This is a genomic window from Siminovitchia sp. FSL W7-1587 (genome assembly GCF_037963795.1).
Classification (GTDB): Bacteria; Bacillota; Bacilli; order Bacillales; family Bacillaceae_C; genus Siminovitchia; species Siminovitchia thermophila.
On sequence record NZ_CP150169.1, the window covers coordinates 2261537 to 2274594 of the forward strand.

At 44.7% G+C, this 13058-nt stretch carries 12 protein-coding genes and 1 other annotated feature; all 12 genes read right to left on the bottom strand.

The window, feature by feature from the left end; genetic code table 11:
* Positions 1-88: 88 nt before the first annotated feature.
* Positions 89-337: a 50S ribosomal protein L7ae-like protein gene (locus NST31_RS10630; protein ID WP_077111539.1), complete on the bottom strand. Its 249-nt coding sequence runs from the start codon at positions 335-337 to the stop codon at positions 89-91.
* A 142-nt stretch (positions 338-479) separates the two neighbouring features.
* Positions 480-4079: a DNA-directed RNA polymerase subunit beta' gene (gene rpoC / locus NST31_RS10635; RefSeq protein WP_205180088.1), complete on the bottom strand. Its 3600-nt coding sequence runs from the start codon at positions 4077-4079 to the stop codon at positions 480-482.
* Between the two features lie 55 nt (positions 4080-4134).
* The gene (rpoB, locus tag NST31_RS10640; protein WP_077111537.1) at positions 4135-7689 is read right to left on the bottom strand and encodes a DNA-directed RNA polymerase subunit beta; all 3555 of its coding nucleotides are present in this window, start codon (positions 7687-7689) and stop codon (positions 4135-4137) included.
* 246 nt (positions 7690-7935) lie between these two features.
* The gene (locus NST31_RS10645) at positions 7936-8538 is read right to left on the bottom strand and encodes a class I SAM-dependent methyltransferase (protein WP_077111536.1); all 603 of its coding nucleotides are present in this window, start codon (positions 8536-8538) and stop codon (positions 7936-7938) included.
* 68 nt (positions 8539-8606) lie between these two features.
* Positions 8607-8972 carry a 50S ribosomal protein L7/L12 gene (rplL, locus tag NST31_RS10650; protein WP_077111535.1) on the bottom strand — a complete coding sequence of 122 codons (366 nt, stop codon included), beginning with the start codon at positions 8970-8972 and terminating at the stop codon, positions 8607-8609.
* 148 nt (positions 8973-9120) lie between these two features.
* On the bottom strand, positions 9121-9621 hold the full coding sequence (rplJ, locus tag NST31_RS10655) for a 50S ribosomal protein L10 (protein WP_077111534.1): 501 nt from the start codon (positions 9619-9621) through the stop codon (positions 9121-9123).
* Positions 9622-9652: 31 nt separating this feature from the next.
* Positions 9653-9800: a sequence feature (ribosomal protein L10 leader region), on the bottom strand.
* 46 nt (positions 9801-9846) lie between these two features.
* Complete coding sequence (rplA, locus tag NST31_RS10660) at positions 9847-10548, bottom strand: 50S ribosomal protein L1 (protein ID WP_077111533.1); 702 nt, start codon at positions 10546-10548, stop codon at positions 9847-9849.
* 89 nt (positions 10549-10637) lie between these two features.
* Positions 10638-11063, bottom strand: a complete 426-nt coding sequence (gene rplK / locus NST31_RS10665) for a 50S ribosomal protein L11 (protein WP_139345628.1) — start codon at positions 11061-11063, stop codon at positions 10638-10640.
* A 131-nt stretch (positions 11064-11194) separates the two neighbouring features.
* Positions 11195-11728 carry a transcription termination/antitermination protein NusG gene (gene nusG, locus NST31_RS10670; RefSeq protein WP_077111531.1) on the bottom strand — a complete coding sequence of 178 codons (534 nt, stop codon included), beginning with the start codon at positions 11726-11728 and terminating at the stop codon, positions 11195-11197.
* 154 nt (positions 11729-11882) lie between these two features.
* The gene (gene secE, locus NST31_RS10675) at positions 11883-12068 is read right to left on the bottom strand and encodes a preprotein translocase subunit SecE (RefSeq protein ID WP_077111530.1); all 186 of its coding nucleotides are present in this window, start codon (positions 12066-12068) and stop codon (positions 11883-11885) included.
* Positions 12069-12099: 31 nt separating this feature from the next.
* Entirely contained in the window at positions 12100-12249 is a 150-nt protein-coding gene (gene rpmG / locus NST31_RS10680) for a 50S ribosomal protein L33 (protein ID WP_077111529.1), read from the bottom strand.
* A 102-nt stretch (positions 12250-12351) separates the two neighbouring features.
* Complete coding sequence (gene sigH / locus NST31_RS10685; protein WP_077111528.1) at positions 12352-12990, bottom strand: RNA polymerase sporulation sigma factor SigH; 639 nt, start codon at positions 12988-12990, stop codon at positions 12352-12354.
* Positions 12991-13058: the final 68 nt, after the last annotated feature.

A 13058-nucleotide genomic window follows, 5' to 3' on the forward strand; every position in this document is an offset into this window, starting at 1 on the left:
ATGATTTTACTAGTCCCACACATCCAGGTGGTTCTTTTTTAGGCAAAAAACAAGTTTTTGCAGATATTGGTTTCCTGCAAAAACACCATTAGTGAGTAATAGCAACGGTTGCCGCTCCCACTTCAATTCCGCACGCTTTGCCCAACCGTTTCATCGAGTCGACTTTTGTAACGGGCACATTCGCTTCGTTGGCGGTTTGAATGATGTTTCCGATGATGCGCGGATCTGCATCCTCGGCGACAATTACTTCAATCACGTGTCCGGACTTCAGAGCTCTCAACGTTTGCTTTGTTCCTATAATTACATTTGTAGCCTGTGACACTTTTTCATAAGACAATGTGTATATCCTCCAAAGTAACAGGTTAATGATAGGATCACCTTGAATATATTATCATCTGATATTTTCAATGTCAACATAAATCAGAGAAATTTATTGATATAACCCGCCAGCCTGAAAGCTGGCGGATTGTTGTTATTGATTATTGTGATTCCACGTTTACTGTTTCTTCCCGCTCCTCAACTACGGCTCTTGCTTTCCTGTAACGCTGCATGCCTGTTCCTGCAGGAACGAGTTTTCCAATAATGACATTTTCTTTTAACCCGAGCAGTTCATCCCGCTTGCCTTTGATGGCGGCATCGGTCAGGACTCGTGTCGTTTCCTGGAAGGAAGCGGCAGACAAGAATGAATCAGTTTCAAGTGATGCTTTCGTAATACCAAGCAAAATCGGACGGCCGATTGCCGGCGTTTTCCCTTCCAAGAGGGCTTTTTCATTTGCATCTGTAAACTGATGAATGTCAAGAAGCGTTCCAGGCAGTACGTCTGTATCCCCTGCGTCGGTTACTCTGACTTTGCGGAGCATTTGCCGCACCATTACCTCAATATGCTTATCCCCAATTTCAACACCTTGCATACGGTAAACCTTTTGTACTTCAAGCAACAGATATTCTTGTACTGCGGCAACATCGCGCGCGCGCAGAAGTTCTTTAGGATCAATCGACCCTTCAGTCAATTCCTGCCCTCGCTCCACGCGATCATTGACGGCAACACTCAAGCGGGCCGTATAAGGAGCATTGTACGTTTTGCTTTCGATTTCGCCTTGGACGACGATTTCGTGCTGACGGTCACGACCTTCGTTAATGGCAGTAACAACGCCGCTGATTTCCGAGATAACCGCCTGCCCTTTCGGATTTCTCGCTTCAAACAACTCTTGAATACGAGGAAGACCTTGCGTGATATCGTCCCCCGCCACACCCCCGGTATGGAATGTTCTCATTGTTAGCTGGGTACCAGGCTCACCAATCGATTGGGCAGCGATGATTCCGACCGCTTCTCCCACATCAACAACAGAACCGGTGGCCAGGTTGCGGCCATAACATTTTTTACATACACCGTGGCGCGTGTTACACGTAAATGCAGAGCGAATCCATACTTTTTCAATGCCTGCGTTGACGATTTCCTTGGCCGAATCCTCGGTAATCAACGTATTTTCTCTCATGATGACTTCTCCTGTTTCAGGATGAACGATCTTCTTGCGAGAAAAGCGGCCAATCAACCTCTCTTCCAGGGACTCAATTTCTTCGGATCCGTCTTTTAGTGCCCCTACGAGAAGTCCGCGGTCTGTTCCACAGTCATCCTCACGAACAATGACGTCTTGAGCTACATCGACGAGACGCCTTGTCAAGTATCCGGAGTCGGCAGTCTTAAGCGCTGTATCCGCCAAACCTTTACGAGCTCCGTGTGTTGAAATAAAGTACTCGAGTACCGTCAATCCTTCACGGAAGCTTGATTTGATCGGAAGTTCAATGATTCGTCCAGCCGGGTTCGCCATCAGCCCGCGCATTCCTGCCAGCTGGGTAAAGTTGGACGGGTTACCACGGGCACCGGAATCACTCATCATGTAGATCGGGTTCAGGTTATCAAGAGATTCCATCAATTTATCTTGTATATCGTCTTTCGCTGCGCTCCAAATGGAAATAACACGGTCATAGCGCTCTTCATCTGTAATCAAACCACGCTTGAATTGCTTCATGACATTATCGACTTTCTTTTGAGCCTCTTCCAAAATCGTCTCTTTTTCTGCCAAAACAACAATGTCAGAAACACCAACAGTAATTCCGGCTTTTGTAGAATATCTGAAGCCGAGATTCTTCATCCGGTCAAGCATTTTGGAGGTTTCGGTAATCTTGAATCTCTTAAAGATTTCCGAAATGATGTTACCGAGTATTTTTTTCTTGAACGGCTGCACGATCGGTTGCTTTTTAATATATTCACGAACGTTCTCTGTTGGAGAAACAAAGTATTTGTCAGGGGTATTTCCTTCCAAATTCTCGATCGTCGGTTCGTTAATGAACGGGAACGAAGGTGGTAAAATCTCGTTGAAAATGACTTTCCCGACAGTTGTAATAAGCAATTTCTTACGCTGTTCGTCTGTAAACCTTTCGTTCTTCAGCGCCTCGGCATGAATGGCGATCCGGGAATGAAGATGTACGTAACCGTTATGGTACGCAAGAAGCGCCTCATTCTGATCGGTAAAAATCATTCCTTCGCCCATGGCACCTTCACGCTCAAGTGTCAAATAATAGTTGCCGAGAACCATGTCTTGTGATGGCGTAACGACCGGTTTTCCGTCCCTTGGATTCAGGATGTTTTGGGCCGCGAGCATCAGCAACCTTGCTTCAGCCTGCGCTTCAGCCGAAAGCGGCACGTGTACAGCCATTTGGTCGCCATCAAAGTCCGCATTGTAAGCCGTACAAACAAGTGGGTGAAGGCGAATAGCTCTGCCTTCTACAAGTGTCGGCTCAAATGCTTGGATTCCAAGTCTGTGTAATGTCGGCGCGCGGTTCAATAGAACCGGATGTTCCCGAATTACTTCCTCAAGTACATCCCAAACCTCGGGATGAACTCGTTCGATTTTGCGTTTTGCGCTTTTTATATTGTGTGCAAGACCTTTTTCCACAAGCTCTTTCATGACAAAAGGTTTGAACAGTTCAAGAGCCATTTCTTTCGGAAGCCCGCACTGGTACATTTTCAGGTTCGGGCCTACAACAATAACCGAACGTCCTGAGTAGTCAACACGCTTACCGAGCAAGTTTTGACGAAAACGTCCTTGCTTTCCTTTCAACATGTGGGAAAGTGATTTAAGCGGGCGGTTTCCAGGCCCCGTTACCGGGCGCCCTCTTCGGCCGTTGTCAATCAAAGCATCTACCGCTTCTTGAAGCATCCGCTTTTCATTTTGTACGATAATACCCGGAGCGCCCAAATCTAATAGCCGTTTTAGGCGATTATTTCGGTTAATAACCCGCCGGTATAAATCGTTCAAATCTGAAGTTGCAAAGCGGCCGCCCTCCAGCTGCACCATGGGGCGCAGTTCAGGAGGAATAACCGGTAGCACATCGAGCACCATCCAGTCCGGATGATTTCCGGAATGTCGAAAAGCTTCCAGTACCTCAAGACGCCTGATGGCGCGCGTACGACGCTGGCCCTGCGCCGTTTTCAGCTCTTCTTTTAGTTGATCCACTTCTTTGTCAAGATCGATATCCTGCAAAAGCTTTTTGATCGCTTCTGCGCCCATGGATGCATGGAATTGCGTTCCATATTTTTCACGGTACGCACGGTATTCCCTTTCAGATAAAAGTTGTTTCTTTTCTAGAGTCGTATCTCCCGGATCTGTCACAACATAAGATGCGAAGTAAATAATTTCTTCCAACGCTCTTGGTGACATATCAAGGAGAAGCCCCATTCGGCTCGGAATCCCTTTAAAATACCAAATGTGAGAGACGGGAGCGGCGAGCTCAATATGGCCCATGCGCTCGCGGCGAACTTTCGCCCTTGTTACTTCAACGCCGCACCGATCACAAACAACGCCTTTGTAACGTACACGCTTGTATTTACCGCAATGACACTCCCAATCCTTCGTCGGTCCGAAAATACGCTCACAGAAAAGGCCGTCTTTTTCTGGCTTAAGTGTTCTATAGTTGATCGTTTCCGGCTTTTTCACTTCCCCATACGACCATGAACGAATCTTATCTGGTGAAGCAAGGCCTATTTTCATATACTCAAAATTGTTTACATCCAACAAGGGGCCTACCTCCCTTTTCCTATCAGGTTTAACCCTTATTGCCTTGACGAATTGATTATTCCTTTGTCGCAGCTGTTTCTTCCACTTTGGTTTCCGGGGCAATGTTTAACGTATCTGCTTGATGAACGTCATCTTCATCCTCAAGCTCGCGCATTTCAATCTCCTGTTCGTCACCCGATAAAATTTTGACGTCCATTCCGAGGCTTTGCAATTCTTTGATCAATACTTTGAATGATTCAGGGACGCCCGGTTCCGGTACATTCTCCCCCTTAACAATTGCCTCATATGTTTTAACGCGACCGACAACATCGTCGGACTTGACTGTCAAGATTTCCTGAAGCGTATAAGCAGCTCCATATGCTTCCAGTGCCCATACTTCCATCTCGCCGAAACGCTGGCCGCCAAATTGGGCCTTACCGCCGAGCGGCTGCTGTGTAACGAGTGAGTATGGCCCGGTGGAACGGGCATGCAGTTTGTCGTCAACCATGTGAGCCAATTTCAGCATATACATGACACCGACGGAAACTCTCGTATCAAACGGTTCTCCCGTCCTTCCATCGTATAGGACTGTTTTTGCGTCAGAAGCCATACCGGCTTCTTCAATCGTATCCCAAACGTCTTCTTCAGTGGCTCCATCAAAAACGGGTGAAGCCATGTGCAGGCCGAGATTTCTTGCCGCCATTCCCAGGTGTAGTTCCAATACTTGTCCGATGTTCATCCTTGATGGAACTCCGAGCGGGTTAAGCATGACATCCACTGGGGTGCCGTCAGGCATAAACGGCATATCCTCTTCAGGCAATATTCGGGAAATGACCCCTTTGTTTCCGTGGCGTCCAGCCATTTTATCTCCTTCGGAGATCTTTCTCTTCTGGACAATGTACACTCTAACAAGCTGGTTTACTCCAGGAGCCAATTCGTCACCGTCTTCACGGTTGAAAACTTTTACATCAAGAACAATCCCGCCTCCGCCGTGCGGTACTCTGAGTGACGTATCGCGGACTTCACGCGCTTTCTCCCCAAAAATGGCATGAAGGAGGCGTTCCTCAGCGGTTAATTCGGTAACGCCTTTTGGGGTCACCTTGCCGACGAGCAAATCGCCGTCTTTGACTTCCGCACCAATGCGGATAATACCGCGTTCATCGAGATTTTTAAGAGCCTCTTCCCCAACATTTGGAATGTCTCTTGTCATTTCTTCGGGGCCAAGTTTCGTATCGCGGGCCTCGGATTCATATTCTTCAATATGAATGGATGTATATACATCGTCTTTTACAAGACGTTCACTCATAATAATGGCATCCTCATAGTTGTAGCCTTCCCATGTCATGAATGCGACTAGGACGTTGCGGCCAAGGGCGAGTTCCCCTTGATCCATGGAAGGTCCGTCTGCAAGGATTTCGCCTTTCGTTACATGATCGCCGACACTTACAATTGGGCGCTGATTGTAACAAGTTCCCTGGTTGGAACGGATAAACTTAAGCAGGCGATATTTATCAAGGTCGCCTTTGACTTCTACGCCGTCGAGTGTTTGAATGCGACGCACCCAGATTTCCCGCGCTTCAATATGTTCGACAACGCCGTCATGTTTACAAATAACGGCCGCGCCCGAATCTTTTGCTGAAACATATTCCATTCCAGTTCCGACAAGCGGAGCTTCCGGCTTCATAAGCGGAACAGCTTGCCTCTGCATGTTCGCACCCATCAACGCGCGGTTGGAGTCATCGTTTTCCAAGAACGGGATACACGCTGTTGCAGCAGATACAACTTGTTTTGGAGAGACGTCCATATAGTCGACACGCTCTCTTTTAACAACTGTATTTTCTCCACGGAAACGGGCAATCACTTCCTCATTGACAAAGGCGCCATTTTCATCCAGTAGAGCATTTGCTTGTGCAACAACGTAGTTGTCCTCTTCATCGGCTGTCAAATAATCAATGCGATCCGTGACAAGCCCCGTCTCGGGATCGATCCGGCGGTACGGTGTTTCAATAAAACCGAAGCGGTTGACTTTCGCATAAGTGGAGAGCGAGTTGATTAAGCCGATGTTCGGGCCCTCAGGCGTTTCAATCGGACACATGCGTCCATAGTGGGAATAGTGGACATCTCGGACTTCCATGCCCGCACGCTCACGGGTTAAACCACCTGGTCCAAGTGCCGACAGCCTGCGCTTATGCGTTAATTCCGCAAGCGGATTCGTCTGGTCCATGAATTGTGATAACTGGGAGCTTCCGAAAAATTCTTTAATAGAAGCAATGACCGGGCGTATATTGATTAATTGCTGTGGGGTGATCGTATTAATGTCCTGTATGGACATACGCTCGCGTACAACTCGCTCCATACGGGACAAACCGATTCTGAATTGGTTTTGAAGCAATTCTCCGACAGACCTTAAACGCCGGTTTCCCAAATGGTCAATATCGTCCGTATCGCCGACACCATACAGCAAATCAAAGAAATAGCTGATGGATGCAATAATATCGGCAGGCGTAATATTTTTGATTTCTTCTTCAATAAAGGCATTTCCTATTACATTAATGACTTTTTCTTCGTCATCGTTAGGAGCATATATTTTAACTGTTTGCACGATGATATCATCTTCCACTACGCCGCCATGACTATTGTATGTTTTAAATCCTGCTCCCTTTTCAAGGAATGGGATCAATTTATCCAACGTGCGGCGGTCAAGGATCGCTCCTTTTTCCGCGATGATTTCACCTGTTTCCGGATCGGCAAGCGTTTCGGCGAGCCGTTGTCCGAACAATCGGTTCTTTATATGGAGTTTTTTATTGATTTTATAACGTCCAACATTCGCCAAGTCGTATCTTTTTGGATCAAAGAAACGGGAGATCAGCAAGCTTTTGGCATTTTCCACTGTTGGGGGCTCGCCTGGACGAAGGCGTTCATAAATTTCGAGAAGCGCTTTTTCCACGCTCTCCGTATTGTCTTTTTCAAGCGTATTTCTTAAATAGTCATTATCTCCGATTAGTTCGATGATTTCTTGATCAGAACCAAAACCAAGTGCGCGCAAAAGAACCGTTACCGGCAATTTTCTTGTCCGATCAATCCGGACATACACTACATCTTTTGCATCTGTTTCATACTCGAGCCATGCTCCGCGGTTTGGTATGACCGTGGCCGTAAACCCTTTTTTGCCGTTTTTGTCAATTTTGGCGCTATAATAAACGCTCGGTGACCGAACGAGCTGAGAAACAATGACACGTTCTGCTCCATTGATGATAAATGTTCCCATTTCTGTCATCAACGGAAAGTCACCCATGAAGACATCCTGGTCTTTTACTTCGCCTGTTTCTTTATTTAAAAGGCGCAATTTGACCCGAAGCGGCGCAGAGTATGTGGCATCACGCTCTTTTGCTTCCTCTACGGAGTATTTCTGTTCGCCGAGACTATAATCAATAAATTCCAAAGATAAGTTCCCGGCAAAGTCTTCGATTGGGGAGATGTCTTGAAACATTTCCTTTAAGCCCTCATCAAGAAACCATTGATAGGATGAAGATTGGATTTCAATTAGATTTGGCAGCTCCAATACTTCACTAATGCGGGCAAAGCTTCTGCGTTTGCGGTGCCGTCCGTACTGAACAAGTTGACCTGTCAACTGTTTCACCCCTCAAATCATGCATTTTAATGATTGATTTCCAACCAAAAAGACTGGAAGATACAAATCATCAGACAAAAAGAAAAATGGTTTTGCTTTGAAAACCACAATTTACCCGAGACAAACTTATATTTATTCATTTTTTCCATAAAAGCCATTGATTATACGTCAAAATTATCTTTTTGGCCATTTTATGGAGAACAGTATATTGGCATTTTACAATGCTATCATAAAAGTGGTGAAGAATCAAATTTTTATTGCTTTAAAAATAAAATATCCTTTTTTCTTGGCGACAACTTCCACAGCGCCAAAAAGCTCTTCTAATTTTACTTTTGTGGAAGGTGCGCCTTGCTTCTTTTGGATCACGACCCACAGCTCCCCGCCTGGCGCCAAATGAGAGAAACTGCCTTCAAATATGGCAAACACGACTTGCTTTCCGGCCCTAATAGGCGGATTCGTCAAAATGGCGGCAAAGTTTTTTTCCTGTATACTTTGAAAACCGGAGCTCTCATATATTTTCACATTTTCAATGTGATTTGCTTGGGCATTCTCTTTGGCTAATCTGAGCGCCCGCTCGTTTACATCAATCATGTGAACATGTCTTCCGGGATACTCCTTTGCGATGCTCAATCCAATCGGACCATAGCCGCAACCGACATCAAGCAAAGGCCCTTCTATTTCAGGCATGGAAAAAGAATCGACGAGCAACCTGGAACCAAAATCGACTTCATTTTTGGAAAAAACACCCCGGTCTGTTTGGAAGTGAAATTTATGCCCTCGCAATACCGCTGTCCAAACGGTTGGTTCACTCTCCGTTTCCGGCGTGCGCGAATAATAATGATCCGTCATTTGGCTACCTCCGTGAACGTGCGAAAAAAGCCCGCCTTAAATGGACGAGCTTTTCCCCAACACAATCATTACTTAACTTCCACTTCAGCTCCAGCTTCTTCAAGCTTCGCTTTCAGTTCTTCTGCTTCTTCTTTAGATGCACCTTCTTTGACTGGTTTAGGCGCGTTATCAACAAGCTCTTTCGCTTCTTTCAGGCCAAGACCTGTAATTTCACGAACCGCTTTGATTACTTTGATTTTTTGTCCTCCAGCGTTTGCTAGGATTACATCAAACTCAGTTTGTTCAGCAGCAGCTTCACCAGCAGCAGCTCCACCCGCTACAGCAACTGGAGCAGCGGCTGTTACACCAAACTCTTCTTCAATGGCTTTTACTAATTCATTTAATTCAAGAACTGTCATTTCTTTGACAGCTTCAATAATTTGTTCTTTCGTCATGATTTTTTTCCTCCATCATTTGATTTAAATCGTTTGTATTCCGTACCCATTTCTTGGCGCTATCAGCGGTTCCATTCATGAGGTTCCTAATGATAACCTCTCTGGTTGACGCAAAATGCTTCGCCGATCGCAAAGCGCCCTTACTTTTTTACGCACCTTGCTCTTCTTTTTGCTCCGCAACAGCTTTTGTAGCAAGCGCGAGGTTGCGAACCGGAGCTTGAAGAACGCTAAGCAACATAGAAAGTAAGCCTTCGCGGGAAGGAAGATTTGCAAGTGCCTTAATGTCTTCGACAGTAGCAATGTTTCCTTCTATGACCCCTGCTTTGATTTCCAGAGCTTCATGGTCTTTTGCGAAATTATTTAAAATTTTCGCAGGTGTTACAACATCTTCTGTACTGAACGCAATTGCATTCGGACCAACCAATGTTTCATTTAGCTCAGCCAGACCGGCAGCTTCTGCGGCACGACGAGTCATTGAGTTTTTATAAACTTTATATTCGACTCCAGCATCACGCAACTGTTTGCGAAGTTCTGTTACTTCGGCAACGTTCAATCCGCGGTAGTCAACAATGACTGTAGATACACTCGCTTTTAATTTCTCGGTAATTTCATCAACTATTTGTTTCTTTTGTTCAATTACTTTGCTCACCTTTACACCTCCCAAAGTTCAGATGAACATTTATACCATAAAAAAACCTCCAAGCGGCAGACTGGAGGTTTCAATGCGTTCAATCATTTCGGACAGATTGAAAAAATATATCGCAATGACCTCGGCAGGAAATTAAGCTTATCGGCACCTGCTGTCTACGGTACAAATGTTTTCATTCAATTTTTCAGCAAAAATATTCTACCAAATTCACTGTTTATTGTCAACTTATGCTTTGACAGAAACAGATGTCGGGTCAATTTTAATGCCAGGGCCCATTGTCGAAGTGATCGTTACATTTTTCATGTAAGTGCCTTTGGCGGCAGCCGGCTTCGCTTTTAAGAGCGTGTCAAAAATGGTAACGAAGTTTTCTTCCAATTTGGCGGAATCAAAGGACACTTTGCCGATTGGAACGTGGATAATCCCAGCTTTATCCAAACGATACTCTACTTTACCCGCTTTGATTTCATTAACCGCTTTGCCTACATCAAATGTAACAGTTCCTGTTTTCGGGTTAGGCATTAAGCCTTTGGGACCGAGTGTGCGTCCAAGTTTGCCCACTTCACCCATCATATCAGGCGTTGCGACAACGACATCAAAGTCGAGCCAGCCTTGGTTGATTTTATTGATGTATTCTGCGTCTCCGACATAATCAGCTCCAGCAGCTTCTGCTTCCTTCGCTTTTTCGCCTTTGGCAAAGACGAGCACACGTTGCGTTTTACCAGTGCCGTTAGGCAGTACAACAGCACCGCGAATTTGCTGATCCGCTTTTTTCGGGTCTACCCCGAGGCGGAATGCCACTTCTACTGTCGCGTCAAATTTTGCATGATCTGTTTTTTTGACGAGTTCAATCGCTTCGGAAACTGCATAAGCTTTTGAACGGTCGACAAGCTTTAAAGCTTCAATATATTTCTTGCCTTTTTTAGCCATTATAATATCCTCCTATATTGTGGTTATAGCGGAATAACCTCCCACGAAGAAGGTTGCAGATTGATATAAAATCCTGCAACCACCAACAATCAGTCTTCTATCTTGATTCCCATGCTGCGCGCAGTGCCTTCAACCATGAGCATTGCCGCTTCCACATTCGCCGCATTTAAATCCGGCATTTTTAATTCAGCGATTTCTCTCACTTTATCACGTTTAATGACAGCCACCGTATTCTTGTTTGGTTCACCGGAACCAGAGTCGATACCTGCTGCTTTTTTAAGCAAAACAGCCGCCGGTGGAGTTTTTGTAATGAATGTAAAAGAACGATCCTCAAACACTGTGATTTCAACAGGAATAATAAGTCCTGCTTGATCTTGTGTACGGGCGTTAAACTCTTTACAGAAGCCCATGATGTTCACACCTGCCTGACCGAGCGCCGGTCCGACTGGCGGTGCGGGATTCGCTTTTCCAGCAGGGATTTGCAATTTAACAACCTTAATGACTTTTTTAGCCACGAGACACACCTCCTTAAGTCCGTGATGTGGTAATAGGGTTTTCCCCTCCCACTCATAAAGCTGTCTTTTTAAAGACAGACTAACCTAAAGAATATTACCACTTTTAACAGCAAAATTCAAGCTGTTGAAAATCATATTTTTTCAATTTGGGTAAAATCGAGTTCCACGGGCGTTTCCCTGCCAAACATGTTGACAAGAACTCTCGCTTTCCCCTTATCTTGATCCAATGACTCTATCTTTCCAGTATAACTGGCAAACGGGCCTTCTTTTACCGTAACCGTTTCCCCTTGTTCAAACTGGACATCAACCTGGGTCTTTTCGAGGCCCATTCTTTTTAATATATAGTTGATTTCTTCAGGCAACAGCGGCGTCGGCTTTGATCCTGAACCAGCAGAACCGACAAACCCCGTCACACCCGGAGTGTTCCGAACAACATACCATGAGTCATCCGTCATAATAATTTCCACGAGTACATAACCGGGAAAAACTTTTTTCTTGACTGTTTTCTTTTTGCCGTTTTTCATGGCCGTTTCTTCATCTTCGGGAACGATGACACGGAAAATCTTGTCTTGCATCCCCATAGATTCTACCCTTTTTTCCAAATTTGCCTTTACCTTATTCTCGTATCCCGAATAAGTGTGGACAACATACCAATTTTTTTCCATGGATTAGGACTGTTCGTCCTTCCCTCCCTATTAATTGTAAAATGTAAGCCAAATGAAAAAACCCGTCGATCGGGCTTTGATGTACGGTGCAATATAGGATTGATAACATTATACCATGCGGTGTTTGCTTATATACAGTTTATCGATTAATTATTTATAAATCGAGAATAAGGCGAATCGATTTGGAAATGACTAGATCAATACCGGCAAAAAATAAGGCAAGTATAATAACAGTTGAAATAACGGTGATGGTATATCCCGTAAGTTCTTTCCGCTTCGGCCAGCTTACTTTTCTCATCTCTGAGCTGACGTTACGGAAAAATTGAGTTATGCTTGACATGGATCAAACCTCCAACATGAAATGCGACGGATTACTTCGTTTCTTGATGAAGCGTGTGGGCGTTGCAATGCCGGCAATGCTTCTTCAATGTTAACCGCTTGTCTGAACCGTCTTTTGAATTGTCCGTGGTATAGTTTCGCAAGCCGCACTCGGTGCAGGCCAATGTGATTTTTTTCTTCATGTATGATAGCACCTATAATCTCGATATATCTCATAAAAAATACCATAGAGAAATAAGGCTGTCAACATGACAGCCGGGTTTTACATAGTTTTTACAGAGTTTTTACAGACTAATTTCACGCAATTCCATATAGCGTTCCAGCTTCCGTTTGACTCTTTGAAGAGCATTGTCTATCGACTTTACGTGACGGTCGAGTTCATCAGAGATTTCCTGATATGTCCTTCCATCCAAATAAAGCGCCAGCACTTTTCTCTCAAGATCGCTTAAAAGCTCGGTCATTTTATCTTCAATACTATTAAACTTCTCCCGATGAATGAGCAACTCTTCGGGATCCATATTTTTGGCGCCAGAAATAACGTCCATCAGCGTACGGTCAGAATCTTCATCATAAATTGGCTTGTCCAAGGAAACGTAGGAGTTAAGTGGAATATGTTTTTGACGAGTGGCAGTTTTGATAGCGGTAATAATTTGCCGTGTAATACATAGCTCCGCAAAAGCTTTAAACGAGGTGAGCTTTTCTTCCTTATAATCCCTAATTGCTTTGTAAAGACCGATCATACCTTCCTGAATAATATCTTCACTGTCCGCTCCTATTAGAAAATAAGAGCGTGCTTTAGCCCTGACGAAGTTACGATATTTTTTGATAAGGTAATCAAGTGCTTCGCTTTCTCCTTTGTGGACTAATTCTATTAAAGCCTCATCTTCTAGCAAATCGAACCCGACATCTTGATCAATTTTCATGTATGAGATCACTCTTATCCCCCGTCCTTTAAACCGTCGATTAGAAATATTATACATGACTGAAAATT

What these genes read in the sequence shown, in the direction of transcription:
- NST31_RS10645 (WP_077111536.1), bottom strand. Translation starts at nt 8,538, where the DNA reads ATGACGGATCATTATTATTCGCGCACGCCGGAAACGGAGAGTGAACCA.
- rplL (WP_077111535.1), bottom strand. Translation starts at nt 8,972, where the DNA reads ATGACGAAAGAACAAATTATTGAAGCTGTCAAAGAAATGACAGTTCTT.
- rplA (WP_077111533.1), bottom strand. Translation starts at nt 10,548, where the DNA reads ATGGCTAAAAAAGGCAAGAAATATATTGAAGCTTTAAAGCTTGTCGAC.
- nusG (WP_077111531.1), bottom strand. Translation starts at nt 11,728, where the DNA reads ATGGAAAAAAATTGGTATGTTGTCCACACTTATTCGGGATACGAGAAT.
- secE (WP_077111530.1), bottom strand. Translation starts at nt 12,068, where the DNA reads ATGTCAAGCATAACTCAATTTTTCCGTAACGTCAGCTCAGAGATGAGA.
- rpmG (WP_077111529.1), bottom strand. Translation starts at nt 12,249, where the DNA reads ATGAAGAAAAAAATCACATTGGCCTGCACCGAGTGCGGCTTGCGAAAC.
- sigH (WP_077111528.1), bottom strand. Translation starts at nt 12,990, where the DNA reads ATGAAAATTGATCAAGATGTCGGGTTCGATTTGCTAGAAGATGAGGCT.